This is a genomic window from Pseudomonas sp. DP-17 (assembly GCF_022380625.1).
GTDB classification, from domain to species: Bacteria; Pseudomonadota; Gammaproteobacteria; order Pseudomonadales; family Pseudomonadaceae; genus Pseudomonas; species Pseudomonas nitroreducens_A.
The window spans coordinates 1014413-1028013 of record NZ_JAKSXG010000001.1; the positions used below are offsets into that span (position 1 = coordinate 1014413).

A 13601-nucleotide genomic window follows, 5' to 3' on the forward strand; every position below is an offset into this window, starting at 1 on the left:
AACCCGGCATCCACGCGGGATGCCGGGGCCAAGGAGCGGAGTGTTACTCAGCGCACGCCGGTGTTACGCAGCGCGGCCGGGGTGAAGTCGGCCATGGAGGCCTTGTTGCCGAACACGTAGCCACGCTTCTCCTCGTTGTTGAGGCCGAAGGTCACGTAGCGGCCGGCAAGGATGTCGTACAGCGATTCGGCGGCGTAGCCGGTAGCCAGTTCCGGATAGAAGACCATCGAGTGGCCTTCGCCGACGCGCCACAGCTGGCCACGACCGTCGTACAGCTCGGACACGGCGATCTGCCAGCTGTCCTCGTCGAGGTAGAAGTGGCGCTGGCCGTAGATGTTGCGCTCGCCGGACTTCAGGGTGCCGACCACTTCCCACACACGGTGCAGTTCGTAACGGGTCAGGTCCTGGTTGATGTGGCCCGGCTTGACGATGTCGTCATACTTGAGCATCGGCGAGTTGAGGCGGTAGCTGTTGTACGGGATGTACATCTCGCGCTTGCCCACCAGCTTCCAGTCGTAACGGTCCGGGGCGCCGGAGAACATGTCGTAGTTGTCCGAGGTACGCATGCCGTCCGAGGCGGTGCCCGGGCCGTCGTACGCCACCTGCGGTGCGCGGCGCACGCGGCGCTGGCCGGCGTTGTAGATCCACGCCAGGCGCGGCTCCTTCACCTGGTCCAGGGTCTCGTGCACCAGCAGGACGTTACCGGCCAGGCGCGCCGGAGCCGTTACCTGCTGCTTGAAGTAGGTGAGGATGTTGCTGGTCTTGCTGGCATCCTGGTCAGCCATGTTCTGCGGCACCGCGATCGATTCCTCGAAGCGGATCGGCGTGTAGCTGCCGTTGGTCTGCGGCACGACCTGCACCACCACGCGGGAGATGTTGCCGCCGTGGTAGCGGGTCAGGTGGTTCCACAGCGCCTGCACGCCGTTCTTGGGCAGCGGGAAGGCGTAGTAGCGGCTCTTCTCGAAGTTCTCCAGGCCATTGCCGTCGTTGATCGGCTGGACGAACTCGGCGCTACGCTTGATCGCGCCGTAGATGTCATCGGGCAGGGCGAAGCTGCGGTGGGTCTTGTACACCGGGATCTTGTAGCTGTCCGGGTAGCGCTTGAACATCGCCAGCTGGCCGGCGGAAAGCTTGTCCTTGTACTGGTCGGCGTTCTGCGCGGTGATGGTGAACAGCGGTTTCTCGTCGGCGAAGGGATCGGCGAGGAAGCCCTTGCCGTCGACCTTGCCGGCGGTGCGGGAGATGCCGCCGGTCCAGGCCGGGATGCTGCCATCGGCGTTGCCTTCCTTCTGCGAGCCCATGGGCGTGAGGCTGGTGCCGAGCTTGGCCACTTCATCGGCGGATACCGCCGCCATCACGCCGCAGGACAGCAGGCTCAGGGCCAGCGCACCGCATTGGAGGATTCTTGTCGTTCTCATGTCGATTCCTTGAGCAGGCAGGTCAGAAGTTCACGCCGAAGCTGAGCGAAACGAAGTCCCGGTCGACGATGGTGTTGTAGTCACCGCCAAAGAAGTTCGTGTAGTTCAGGCTCGCGGTGTAGGTGTTCTGGTAGTCCGCATCGAGTCCGACGCTGGCGGCCTTGCTGCCTTCATTGAAGACCGGGCCGTAGCCGTGCACGTCATGGGACCAGGCCACGTTCGGTTTGAGATTCACCCCGGCGAAGACGTTGTTGTAGTCCCAGATGGCGCGGCCGCGGTAACCCCAGGAAGACGAGGTATAGAAGCCGCCGCTGCCGTACTCGTTGCGCGCGGTGGCATTCTCCGGCACGCCGTACACCGAATCGCGGCCGTAGCGCTCGCCGACTTCATTGGTCATGCCGCCGACGTAGGTCACGCCGACTTCGCCCACTAGGGTCAGGCGGTCCGCGCCCATGGTCTGGTCGAAGAAGTGGGTGAAGGTGGTCTGCGCCTGGGTCACTTCCTTGCGGATGTAGCCGTGGTTGACCGCGTTGGCCTGGGCCAGGGCGCCTGCTACGCCACCGGTTGCGAACCCGCCGGCCACGGTGGTGGCGAGCAACGGGGTCATGTCGGTGGTGTTGAGCTGCAGCGGCATGTTCGGCCGGTAGCTGATCTCGCCGTTCCACGCGGTGCCGGTGGGCAGGGTGGTGGAGAAGCTCAGGCCGTACAGGCGGATGTCCTCGGGGTATTCGAGGAAGTAGCTGCCACGCCCCAGCAGGATCGGCTGGGCCAGCGCCGATACGCGCAGGGCATTGATGATGTCGGCCCTGCCGGCGTTCTGCATGCTCACGATGGGCGTGCGGCTGTGGTAGTTCATGGCGTAGGCGCCGTACTCCACATCGTCGCCCAGCCAGCGCAGGGCCAGGCCCCATTGGCCGGAATCGCGGGCATCGCGGTCGGCGCCGCGCGGCACCATCAGGCCTTCCTGATTGACCGTGACACCCATGGAGTTGAGCAGCGAATGGATCCCCGGCGAGTTCAGGGTATTGAGCGTGGCCGGATCGAGGATGTTGTAGTTGGTGTTGCAACCGTCGGCGGCGACGTCGGTGGTGGAGAAGAAGGTGCCGCAGTTGTCCAGCACCGTCTGGTCCCACTCCAGCTGGTAGAAACCTTCAACGGAGAGCGAGTCGGTCACGCTCTGCGAGAGGTACAGCATGTTCACCGGGATCAGGCCTTCCTTGATCTCCGAACCGGGACGGCGGAAGGCGGAAACGTCGATGGGGTTGATGGTGTTGATGCTGTTGCCGATGAAGGTGCTTTCACCCCAGCTCACCACCTGCTTGCCCACCCGCACGGTGCCGGGCATGTCGGCGATGGCGTAGTTGTAGTAGCCGAAGGCGTCGAGCAGCTGCGCCCCGGAAGACTTGGCGCCTTCCTTGCGGCCGTCATCGGAAATCTGCTTCCAGTCGGTGCTTTCGTCCTTCAGGCGGAAGTCATACCAGTACTTGCCCCGGGTGAACACGCCGAAGTCCCCGTACTTCAGCTCCAGGTCGTGGATGCCCTTGAAGATCTTCGAGAAGGTATGCCCCTTGCGGAAGTTCAGCCGGCCATCGTCGTTGGTCTGGGTCATGCCGTGGCCGCCGTTGGCGGCGCCGATCAGATCCTGCTTCGGGCTCTGCGTACTCCAGCTGGCCCCCACGGACAGGCTGGAATCGAACTGCCCTTCGATCTCCCCGATGTTGAAGTTGATTGCCTGAGCCTGGGTGGCGCATCCCAGGGCGACAGCAGTGGCGAGAAGTTGCGGTTGGAAGAATCCGCGCCTTGTTTTTGTTGTCATGCGGCTCTCCTGACGGTGTCTAGGTGGCCTTACCCTACTGAGCGACCTGACGGGGAGTAAGCGCTCCAAGGTGGTATTTGGCGTGTCGCCCGAAAGAGTGAATCCCCCTTCTAGGACGGCGCCTGGCGGGCGATATTGGTGCAGGCGATGACGAATCATCGAGACGATGGATAGTGCCCGGGGCTTGTAAGTGCTTTGCCACTACCCGAGAAGCGCGGTCTGGGGCATCCTTAGCCCCCTATGCATGCCATCGACCAACGCCCGACCGACAGCCACCTGACCGAGCAGACCCGCGAGGTGGTGCTGCGCTACCACCAGTGCTGGAAGCATCGCGACCTCGAAGCGGTGCTCGCGCTGTATCACCCGCAGGTGCAGTACAACGACTTCTTCCAGAACCGCACCCTGGGCTACGCCGACCTGCGCGACTACGTGCAGAGCACCATGCCCAGCCGCCCGGAAGAGTTCCTCGACCACATCGACCGCATCCGCGTGGACGGCGACACCGCCTTCATCCAGTACCGCATCGCGGTGACGTTGAGCGGGCGCCTGGCGACTTTTCATTCCAGCGAAGCGATCACCGTGCGCGACGGCCTGATCTGGCGCATCAACGAATACGCCTCGGTGGTGCGCGAAGGCAGTGAAAGCCGGCCGCAATCCGTCGACCCGCGCCCGGCCACCAGCCGGCTTGGCCTTTCGCCGCGCCAGCTCAGCCAGTTGGCCAGCGACCTGGAAGACTATTTCAGCAAGAGCCAGCCGTACCTCGCGCCGGACCTGGACCTGACCCAGGTGGCCACCGCCACCGGCTACACGCGCAACCAGATTTCCTACCTGCTCAACCAGGTGATGGGGCTGAGCTTCTACCAATACGTCAACCAGACGCGCCTGACCCATCTGCTCAGCCAGCTGCGCCCGCCGCTGCCTTCACGGATCGACGAGCTGGCCTTCTCCGCCGGCTTCAACTCGCTTTCGGCCTTCTATCGCTGCTTCCGCCAGCAGACCGGACAGTCGCCACGCGAATACCTCAAGCGCCTGCGCGAGGAACAGCAGGAGGCCTGACGCGCCCCTGCCGGCGGGTACGCGAGCAATCCTCGCGTACCCGCGCGCACGACAGAACCCCGCGCCAAATCTAGGCTTGCCGACATTCCCCCTTCTTCCTTTTGGAGTCGTCTATGTCGGCATGGCGTCATATCAGTCTGTGGATGAACCAGTTGGACGATGATCTCGTCCCGCGGCCCTCCCTGCAGGGCACCCTGGACGTCGATGTGGCCATCGCCGGCGCCGGCTATACCGGCTTGTGGACCGCGTACTACCTGAAACTGCGCGCGCCGCAGCTGAAAATCGCCATCGTCGAGGCCGAAACTGCCGGCTTCGGCGCCTCGGGTCGCAACGGCGGCTGGCTGATGGGCAACATGCTGGGCGAAGACCGCCTGCTCGCCGGCCTGTCGCCCGAGCAGCGCCGCGCGTCCTACGACCTGCTGCACGACATCCCCGATGAAGTGGCCCGTGTGCTCGACCGCGAAGGCATCGACTGCGACTACCGCAAGGGCGGCGTGCTCTATACCGCCGCGCGCTATCCGGAGCAGGAAACCCGCCTGCGCGAGTACCTCGCCCACCTGCATGCCGAGGGCCTGACCGAGGACGACTACCGCTGGCTGAGCAAGAGCGAGCTGGCCGAACAACTGCGCATTCCCAGCGCGCTGGGCGCCATCCACACCCCGCACTGCGCCACCATCGACCCGGCCAAGCTGGTGCGTGGCCTGGCCCACGCAGTGGAGCGCCAGGGCACGCAGATTTTCGAGAAGAGCCGCGTCACCCACTGGCAGCCGGGCCTGCTGCGCACCGCCCAGGGTGAGCTGAAGGCTCACTGGATAGTGCCGGCCATCGAAGGCTACGCCGCCGACCTGCCGCCGCTGGGCAACTACCAGTTGCCGGTGCAGAGCCTGCTGGTAGCCACCGAGCCGCTACCCGAATCGGTGTGGGCGGAAATCGGCCTCGACAAGGGCCAGGCCTTCAGCGAATTCAGCCGCCAGGTCACCTACGGCCAGCGCACCCCGGACAACCGCCTGGCCTTCGGCGCCCGCGGCGGCTACCGCTTCGGCGGCAAGCTGCGCAACGACTTCAGCCTGACCGATGATGAAGTCGGCCTGCGCCGCTACCTGTTTGGCGAGCTGTTCCCGCAACTCAAGGACGTGCGCATCACCCACACCTGGGGCGGCAACCTGGGCATGTCGCGGCGTTTCCACCCGCACATGCTGATCGACCGCCGCAACGGCATTGCCCTCTCCGGCGGCTATGGCGGCGAAGGCGTAGGCGCCACCAACCTGGGCGGCCGCACCCTCGCCGACCTGATCCTCGGCCAGGACAGCGCCCTCACCCGCCAGCCCTGGGTGATCAACGACCGCAGCGTGCAGGACGGCCTGCGCGGCTGGGAGCCGGAGCCCTGCCGCTGGCTGGGCTACAACGCCATCATCCGCAGCTTCGTGCACGAGGACGATGTGCTGGCCAACCCGCACAGCGCGCCCTGGCGCCGCCGGCTGGCCGAGAAGGTCGCCGCCAGCATGGAAAACCTGATGACCTGGAAGGTCGGCTGAAACGCCGACCGGCTTGCCAACAGCCAGTCCCCGGATAGAAAGCCCACTGGAGCCCCGTATGAAACTGACCCACCTGAAAAACACCCTGCACGCCGAACTCGGTGAAGCCAGCCCGGTCGCCGTGCCGCTGGGCGAGCCGGTCTCCCAGACCCGCGTGGAATCCGTCGAGCGCACCGATCGCGTGGAAACCGGCATCTGGGAATGCACTCCCGGGCGCTGGCGCCGGCAGATCGTCGAGCAGGAGTTCTGCCACTTCATCTCCGGCCGCGGCACCTTCACCCCGGACGGCGGCGAGCCGATCGCCTTCCAGGCCGGCGACGCCTTCCTGCTGCCGCAGAACAGCCTGGGCATCTGGGATATCCAGGAAACCACGCGCAAGACCTACGTGATCATCGAGCGCGATTGATTTTGTCTGGAGATGTAAGGGGTAAGCCCGGCGCCCGGGCTTTTCCCTCTCCCCCGCCCTCTCCCTGAAGGGAGAGGGAGCCGTCTGCAGCGATGGCTCGTCCAAGGAGTCAGCCGGCGAGCGTCGGTTCTTCAGCCCGCGCTGGACAGTCCCCTCTCCCTTCAGGGAGAGGGAGCTCTCAGGTTGCCCTCAGTTCATCAGAACTGCCCATGCCGCCCTTCCCCACCGGCGAAACGCTTCGCCCCGTCCGCCGTCTCGCCGCTTTCGATCACCGCCATCCCACCCTGGAATTCGTTGGCCAGCGCCACGTCGAACGACAGCTCCCATTGCGCGAACACGCTCGCCCGGTCAGCCAGCATGCAGCGCTGCGGGAAGTCGGCAATCTCCCGAGCCAGTTCTTCCGCCGCTTCCAATGCCGTTGCGCTGGGCACCACGCGGTTCGCCAAGCCCATCGCCAAAGCTTCCTGCGCGCCCACCGGGCGACCGGTCAGGATCAGGTCCAGCGCCCGCCCCTGGCCGACGATGCGCGGCAAGCGCACGGTGCCGCCGTCGATCAGCGGCACGCCGAAGCGCCGGCAGAACACCCCGCACACCGCGTCCTCTGCCATCACCCGCAAATCCGCCAGCAACGCCAGCTCGAGTCCCCCGGCGACGGCATAACCTTCAATGGCAGCGATCAGCGGCTTGGACAACTGCATCCGGCTCGGCCCCATGGGCCCGTCGCCTTCCATCTCCAGGCGGTTGCGCCGCTCGCCGCCCTCGGCCACCGCCGCCAGGTCCGCCCCCGCGCAGAAAGTCCCGCCGGCGCCGGTGAGCACGGCGACACGGGCTTCCTCGTCCTGTTCGAAATCGCGCAGGGCATCGGCCAGCGCCTGGGCGGTGGGCAGGTCCACGGCGTTACGCACCGCAGGGCGGGCGATGACCAGGGTGGTCACCGGGCCGTTCTTCTGGATTATCACGCTCATGGCGAACTCCTAGGGCCAGGAATCAGAAAAGCGAAAGGGCCGGTTTTGAGCCGGCCCTTTCACCTTACTGCGTTCGCCGCCGTGGAACAGCCCCGCTGGCCGTTCCGCCGGTCAGCCTGGCCGGATCAACCGGCGTATTTCTGCAGGTTGGCCATCATCTCGCGCAGCGCCTCGACGTTGTCCTTGGGGTGCACGGCGTTGTCGAAGTTGCAGATCTGCGCGAAGTTGGCCGCCACATCCTCGACGCTGAAGCCTTCGCGCGGGTCGAAGCCCACGCCCAGGCTGCGCTCCCAGCGCACCTTGCCGATCCAGCCGCCGCCGACTTCGAACAGGCCGGAGGTTTCCTGGCAGGCCTCGCTGCCCAGGTACACCACCAGCGGGCTGACCAGTTCGGGCTTGAGCGCCTCGAACACCTGCGGCGGGATCAGGCCCTCGGTCATGCGGGTGCCGCCGGTGGGGGCGATGGCGTTGACGAAGATATTGTTCTTGCGGCCTTCGATGGCCAGGTTGCGAGTCAGGCCATAGAGACCCAGCTTGGCCATGCCGTAGTTGCTCTGGCCGAAGTTGCCGTAGATGCCGGAGGTGGACGAAGTGAAGATCACCCGCCCGTAGCCCTGCTCGCGCATGAACGGCCAGGCCGCGCGGGTCACCTTGTAGGCGCCTTCGACGTGGACCTTGTAGACCAGGTCCCAGTCGGCGTCTTCCATCTTGTGGAAGGTCTTGTCGCGCAGGATGCCGGCGTTGTTCACCACCACGTCGATACGACCGAACGCCTCGACGGCCTGGCGGACGATCTTCTCGCCGTCGGTCACCGAGTCATGGTTGGCGATGGCGATGCCGCCGGCTTCACGGATTTCCGCCACCACGCGGTCGGCGGCCGAGGCGTTGGCGCCTTCGCCATGGGTGCTGCCGCCCAGGTCGTTCACCACCACCTTGGCGCCGTACTTGGCGAACAACAGGGCGTGGGCACGGCCGATGCCGCCACCGGCTCCGGTAACGATCACGACTTTTCCGTCGAAGTGCAGGGCATCACTCATGATTGGGGCTCCAGGCAGGATGGTTTTTCCCGGAGTGTCCGGCAGTCACGATCCGGTCACAACCAAGACGACCAAGGCTGAATGGTGCCCGATAAGGCCAGGGGATGATCCGTCAGCGCATCGGCAGGTTCAGCTCCGAGCGCGGGCCGAGCTTGAACAGCCACCAGTCGTACTCGCTCCAGAACAGCAGCAGGCCGAAGGCCGGCAGCAGCGCCAGTGCGCCCAGTGCGGCCGGCACCCAGTCCTGCGTGAGCCAGGCGTAATAGCCGCCGGCCGCGCAGATAGCGACCAGCACCAGCAGCACGGGAACGGCGATGAAGGCGAAGTCCCGGCGCAAGTGCAGCAACGCCCGGTACAGCAGCGAACCCTGCGGCTGGCGGACGGGAATGACGGATCTGAGTGGCATGGCAGCGGCCTCCGGCTGGACAAAGCCGGGGAAACTACCGTTGCCGCTCAGGGGTGATCTATCAGTCAGTTCCGAAACTGCTGATGGATCGGTCCGTACCTAAGGAGCCCGTTCCTGTCGGAACGCCAGATAGTGCTGTAGCACCTGCTCCGGCGCCTCGACCTGCGGGTAGTGGCCGATACCGGGCAGTTCGACGGTATCCGGCTGCGGGATCAACTCCCGGTAGCGAACCACCATGTGCGCGCCGGAGATCGGGTCTTCCGGTCCATCGATCAGGCGCAGCGGTACCGAAGTGCGCTGCATTGCGCCCACCCAGCGCTCGCGATGCCGGCGACGGTCGAGGATGTAATGGATCAGCCGGTGCATGACGCGCGGCCCGTCGTTGTGGCGGATCAGCTCCCAGAAGGCATCGAGCTCCGCCTCCGACGGCTGGGTCTGCGGGCCGAACACCCTGGCGAAGTTCTGCGCCAGACGCTTTCGGTCGAACAGCCGGCCGAACAGGAAACCGAACGGGCCGAGCAGCAGCTTCTGCGAGAGCACCGCGCGGTGGGTTTCCGGGAACAGCCCGCCGTTGAGGAAGACCAGCGAGGCCAGGGCGAAGCCGCCCTCCTCGTGTCGTGCCAGCAGCTCCTGGCCGACGCTGTTGCCGTAGTCGTGCACCAGCAGGTGAACCGGCTCGCGCACGCCCAGGTGCTGCAGCAGCGCCTGTTGCAGGTCGGCCTGTTCGAGGATGCGGTAGTCGTGCCCCCTGGGTTTGGCGGAATCGCCGAAACCGAGCATGTCGCAGGCAATCAGCCGGTAGCGCTCGGCCAGCGGTTGCCAGAGGGTGTGCCAATCCCAGGAGGCAGTGGGGAAACCGTGGATCAGCAGCAGCGGAGCGCCGCTGCCGGCACTCCAATAGCGGATCGGCAGGCCACGGAAGGTGAAGTCGCTGCCCTGCGCGCGCCAGTCGCGCAGGGCGATGCCGGCCAGCGCCATCAGTCGCGGTAGCCAGGGTTCTGCAGGTCCAGCTTGCGCAGCAGCGCCGGCCAAGCCAGCGCGCCGCCCATGCCCTGCTTGCTCTTGGTGACGGCGGCAGCCATGGCGCGGGCGCCGTCGAGGATCTGTTGCGGGATCATGATCAGCTCGGCGCCGCCGCCCTGGGCCAGCACCTGGATCTCGCAGGCGCGCTGCATCGTGAACATCATCAGGAAGGTGTCGGCGATGGTGCCCGAGCAGGTCAGCAGGCCGTGGTTGGGCAGGATCATGAAGTTGGCTTCGCCCAGGTCAGCCTGCAGGCGCGCCTTCTCGTCATGGTTCAACGCCACGCCCTCGTAGCCGTGGTAGGCAAGGCTGGAGAGGACGAACAGCGACTGCTGGGAAATCGGCAGCAGGCCCTGCTTCTGCGCGGACACGGCGATGCCGGCGGCAGTGTGCGTATGCAGCACGCATTCGACGTCGTGGCGGACTTCATGGATGGCGCTGTGGATGGTGTAGCCCGCCGGGTTGATGTCGTAGGGGCTGTCCATCAGCTTCTTGCCCGACAGGTCCACCTTCACCAGGCTCGAGGCGGTGATCTCGTGGAACATCATGCCGTAGGGGTTGATCAGGAAGTCCTCGGTGCCGGGGACCTTGGCCGAAATGTGGGTGAAGATCAGATCGTCCCAGCCCTGCAGGGCGATCAGCCGATAGCAGGCGGCGAGGTCGACGCGGGTCTGCCATTCGGCGGCGGAGACCTGGTCCTTGACGTTCACGGTGGGCAGCGGGTGAGCGGCGTGCATGTCGGTAGCCTCTTCGTTGTTGTTGTCCGATGGCGCAGTCTAGTCAGCCCGGCGGCCCGGCGACTGTCACGGAACTGACAGTTGTCCTGCGTCAGCGTCTGGCGAATGTTCCCCTATAAGCGCGGGCTGCCAATCCGCCTTGCGCGGACGATATCCCCACCTATAGTGGGCACAGTCGCCTGCAGCGGCGCCGGCATTCCCGGGCGCCATGGCGATCCCCTCCAGAAGCGCTATCCAGACAGTGCGGCAGCCAGCTCGCACGTCAGGGCTGGCGGAAGCGTGCCCGATTTTCGCACCTGCCCCGACGCCCTTTGCGGCGTCTCCAACCCATTTGGAAACATTTCGCAATATCTTTTGCAACACGCTCGCGTAGTACCCGGGAGTCGGGAGGAGACTCCAGTTCGGCCAACGAGGCAGCCGACGTGAAACGAACCGCCATCATGCAGCCCTATTTCTTTCCATACCTGGGCTACTTCAGCCTGATCAAGCACACCGACCTGTTCGTGCTGTTCGATACGGTGCAGTACATCCATCACGGCTGGATCGAGCGCAACCGCATCCTCAAGCAGCAGGACGGCTGGCTGTACATCCGCGTGCCACGGGTCAAGCACCACCGCGAGACGCTGATCTGCGACGTGCAGGTCGACAACCGCCGGGACTGGCGGCGTAGCCTGTTCTCCCAGCTGGACGTGTACCGCAAGGTAGCGCCTTACTACCGTGACGTGCGCGAGATGATCGCAGCCTCCCTCGACCACCCGTTCCAGGACATCGTCTCGCTGAACAAGGCCACCCTGGAGGCGACCTGCGCCTACCTGGGCTTCCCTCGGCAGATGCCGGTGCTCTCGCGCATGGACCTGCCGATGGAGCGACCGACCGCGCCGGACGAATGGGCGCTGAACATCTGCAAGGCGCTGGGGGGGGTAGAGGAGTACTGGAACCCGCCGGGCGGGCAGAGCTTCTTCGATCGCCGCAAGTACGACGCCGCCGGACTGATCCTGCGCTTCCAGGAACCCAAGCTGGTGCCCTACGAACAGAAGCGCCCGACCTTCGAGGCGGGCCTGTCGATCATCGACGTGATGATGTTCAACTCCCCCGCCGACGTCTCGCGCATGCTCGATGCCTACGAGCTGAGCTAGGCCTTACAGGCACCACGCGAGGACCGGCGCCAGCAGCAGGTTGAACAGCCCGGTCAGGACCATCAGCAGGCCGGCCGCCGAACCCTCCTCACCGCCGAACTCGTAGGCCCGGCTGGTGCCCGCGCCGTGGGCGCCGACGCCCAGCAGTGCGCCACGGGCCAGGGCGGAACGCAGGCGCAGCAGCTTCATCAGCACGCCGCCGATCAGCGCGCCGAACACCCCGGTGATCATCACGAAGGCCGCCGTCAGCGCCGGCACGCCGCCCAGGTCGTGGGACATTTCCATGGCGAAGGGGGTGGTGATCGAGCGCGGGATCAGCGACAGGGTCACCTGGCCGTCCAGCGCCAGCGCATGGGCCAGCGCCCAGGAACTGCCGATGGCCATGGTCGAGCCGGCCAGCATGCCGGTCAGCAGCGCCGGCCAGTGGCGGGCGAGCAAGGCGCGCTGCTGCCAGATCGGGATGGCAAAGGCCACGGTGGCCGGGCCGAGCAGAGCCACCAGCCAGCTGGTGTCGCGGGCGTAGTCGGCGTAGCGGGCCTGCAGAGGGATGGCCAGCGCAAACAGCAGCCCCGGCACGAAGACGATGGGCGACAGCCAGTACTGCTGGAAACGACGGTAGAGGGTACGGCTGAGCAGATACCCGCCCAGGGTCACGGCCAACCAGAACAGGGCTTGCTTATCGAGGCTCATGGCGCGAACTCCTGTTGCACATCCATTCCACTGCCAGGGCGGTGGAGAGCATCACCATCACGGTGCTGGCGGTGATCACCAGCAGAATCTTCCAGCCCTCGCTGCGCAGCAGCGGGCCGTAGTCCAGCAGGCTCATCAGCGCGGGGATGAAGAACAGCAGCATCTCCGCCAGCAGCAGGCCGGCACCGCCCTGCAGCAGAGCCGGGCGGATCGCCCCGCAGGCGAACAGCACCAGCAGCAGCGCCAGGCCGATCACCCCGCCCGGCAGCGGCAGGCCGCTGAGCGTGGCGATCCAGCCGCCCACCCACCAGAAGGCGGCAAGGACGGCGAGTTCGAAAATCAGGCGGGCGGCACGGCGGAACATGGCGGCGATCTCGATGCGTTGAGCGGGAAGGAAAATCGATGGGGAATGGCGCAAAGCCTACTCCCACGCCTATCATCCCCAAAGCGAATAGATCGAATCGGAGCCATTCCAGAATGGAATTCAAGCAGCTGCGCACCTTCGCCGAAGTCGTGCGCCACGGCAGTTTCACCCAGGCGGCAGTACACCTGAACGCCAGCCAGTCGGCGGTGAGCAAGCAGGTCGCGCAATTGGAGCAGAGCCTGCGCGTACAACTGCTGGAGCGCAGCGGCCCGCACTTGCGCCTGACCGCCGCTGGCGAAGTAGTGCTGCGCCGCGCCGAGGACATGCTGCGCCTGCGCCGCGAACTGCACACCGAGCTGGACGACCTCACCCACCTGCACCGCGGGGAACTGCGCCTGGGCCTGCCGCTGCTCGGCGCCGATGCTTTGTTCGCCGGACGTTTCGCCGAATACCGGCGGCGCTACCCGAACATCGACGTGCACCTGATCGAGGGCGGCAGCAAGACCATGGAAGAGATGGTCTACAGCGGTGAACTGGAACTGGGCGGCGGCCTCACGCCGGACGATCCCGGCTTCGACTGGCAGCCCTTCTGCAACGAGCCGCTGGATGTGCTGCTGCCCGCCGCACACCCGCTGGCGGGGCGCGAGAGCCTGGAGCTCGCGGAGCTCTCCGACACGCCCTTCCTGCTCTACCAGCAGAGCTTCACCCTCAACGACCGGCTGCTGCGAGCCTGCCGCGAGGTCGGTTTCGAGCCGAAGGAAGGCGGCCGCAGCGGCCAGGCGGACTTCCTCGGCGCGCTGGTCGCCGCCGGGCAAGGCGCAGTGCTGCTGCCCCGGGTGGTGGCGAAGGACCTTGAGCGGCCGGGGCTGGTGCGCGTACTGCTGAGCCAGCCGGACCTGCGCTGGGACATCAGCTTCATCTGGCGCCGCGATGCCTACCTGTCGAACGCGGCGAAGGCCTGGCTGGCGTTGATGGTGGAGATGCCGCTGCATCCGCAGGGCTCGGAGTGAAG

At 65.9% G+C, this 13601-nt stretch carries 14 protein-coding genes; 5 read left to right on the forward strand and 9 right to left on the reverse strand.

The features are described 5' to 3' along the window. Positions 1 to 47: 47 nt before the first annotated feature. Together MJ122_RS04755 and MJ122_RS04760 are read right to left on the reverse strand one after the other, a co-directional pair. Complete coding sequence (locus MJ122_RS04755; RefSeq protein WP_239742579.1) at positions 48 to 1418, reverse strand: DUF1329 domain-containing protein; 1371 nt, start codon at positions 1416 to 1418, stop codon at positions 48 to 50. A gap of 22 nt (positions 1419 to 1440) precedes the next feature. Continuing rightward, positions 1441 to 3234, reverse strand: coding sequence for a DUF1302 domain-containing protein (locus MJ122_RS04760; protein ID WP_088419405.1), 1794 nt, complete (start codon positions 3232 to 3234; stop codon positions 1441 to 1443). Positions 3235 to 3474: 240 nt separating this feature from the next. On the opposite strand from MJ122_RS04760, the gene MJ122_RS04765 reads away from it, so the two are divergent. From MJ122_RS04765 to MJ122_RS04775, 3 genes are all read left to right on the forward strand, one after another. After that, positions 3475 to 4290, forward strand: a complete 816-nt coding sequence (locus MJ122_RS04765; RefSeq protein WP_088419403.1) for a nuclear transport factor 2 family protein — start codon at positions 3475 to 3477, stop codon at positions 4288 to 4290. A gap of 113 nt (positions 4291 to 4403) precedes the next feature. Beyond that, positions 4404 to 5825 (forward strand): FAD-binding oxidoreductase, encoded by a 1422-nt coding sequence (locus tag MJ122_RS04770; protein ID WP_088419401.1) that lies wholly within the window; start codon positions 4404 to 4406, stop codon positions 5823 to 5825. Between the two features lie 58 nt (positions 5826 to 5883). Continuing rightward, positions 5884 to 6231, forward strand: a complete 348-nt coding sequence (locus MJ122_RS04775) for a cupin domain-containing protein (RefSeq protein WP_239742581.1) — start codon at positions 5884 to 5886, stop codon at positions 6229 to 6231. Positions 6232 to 6428: 197 nt separating this feature from the next. Here MJ122_RS04775 and MJ122_RS04780 read toward each other — a convergent pair whose 3' ends face one another. The 5 genes from MJ122_RS04780 to MJ122_RS04800 all read right to left on the reverse strand — a co-directional run bounded on the left by MJ122_RS04780 (position 6429) and on the right by MJ122_RS04800 (position 10399). Beyond that, positions 6429 to 7196 carry a crotonase/enoyl-CoA hydratase family protein gene (locus tag MJ122_RS04780; RefSeq protein WP_088419397.1) on the reverse strand — a complete coding sequence of 256 codons (768 nt, stop codon included), beginning with the start codon at positions 7194 to 7196 and terminating at the stop codon, positions 6429 to 6431. A 125-nt stretch (positions 7197 to 7321) separates the two neighbouring features. Further along, positions 7322 to 8233 (reverse strand): SDR family oxidoreductase, encoded by a 912-nt coding sequence (locus MJ122_RS04785; protein ID WP_088419395.1) that lies wholly within the window; start codon positions 8231 to 8233, stop codon positions 7322 to 7324. A 112-nt stretch (positions 8234 to 8345) separates the two neighbouring features. Continuing rightward, positions 8346 to 8639, reverse strand: coding sequence for a hypothetical protein (locus MJ122_RS04790; RefSeq protein WP_017519076.1), 294 nt, complete (start codon positions 8637 to 8639; stop codon positions 8346 to 8348). 99 nt (positions 8640 to 8738) lie between these two features. Next, positions 8739 to 9617: an alpha/beta hydrolase gene (locus tag MJ122_RS04795; RefSeq protein WP_239742582.1), complete on the reverse strand. Its 879-nt coding sequence runs from the start codon at positions 9615 to 9617 to the stop codon at positions 8739 to 8741. Next, positions 9617 to 10399 (reverse strand): class II aldolase/adducin family protein, encoded by a 783-nt coding sequence (locus MJ122_RS04800; RefSeq protein WP_239742584.1) that lies wholly within the window; start codon positions 10397 to 10399, stop codon positions 9617 to 9619. The genes MJ122_RS04795 and MJ122_RS04800 overlap by 1 nt, the downstream gene beginning before the upstream one ends. Before the next feature lie 422 nt (positions 10400 to 10821). Here MJ122_RS04800 and MJ122_RS04805 point away from each other — a divergent pair, with 422 nt between their 5' ends. Next, complete coding sequence (locus tag MJ122_RS04805) at positions 10822 to 11535, forward strand: WbqC family protein (RefSeq protein WP_239742586.1); 714 nt, start codon at positions 10822 to 10824, stop codon at positions 11533 to 11535. A 3-nt stretch (positions 11536 to 11538) separates the two neighbouring features. Here MJ122_RS04805 and MJ122_RS04810 read toward each other — a convergent pair whose 3' ends face one another. Together MJ122_RS04810 and MJ122_RS04815 are read right to left on the reverse strand one after the other, a co-directional pair. After that, entirely contained in the window at positions 11539 to 12225 is a 687-nt protein-coding gene (locus MJ122_RS04810) for an LrgB family protein (protein WP_239742587.1), read from the reverse strand. Beyond that, positions 12212 to 12589: a CidA/LrgA family protein gene (locus MJ122_RS04815; RefSeq protein WP_239742589.1), complete on the reverse strand. Its 378-nt coding sequence runs from the start codon at positions 12587 to 12589 to the stop codon at positions 12212 to 12214. Before MJ122_RS04815 ends, MJ122_RS04810 begins: the two co-directional genes overlap by 14 nt. 113 nt (positions 12590 to 12702) lie before the next feature. Between MJ122_RS04815 and MJ122_RS04820 the strand changes: the two genes are divergently transcribed. Then, positions 12703 to 13599, forward strand: a complete 897-nt coding sequence (locus tag MJ122_RS04820) for a LysR family transcriptional regulator (RefSeq protein WP_239742591.1) — start codon at positions 12703 to 12705, stop codon at positions 13597 to 13599. Positions 13600 to 13601 lie beyond the last annotated feature (2 nt).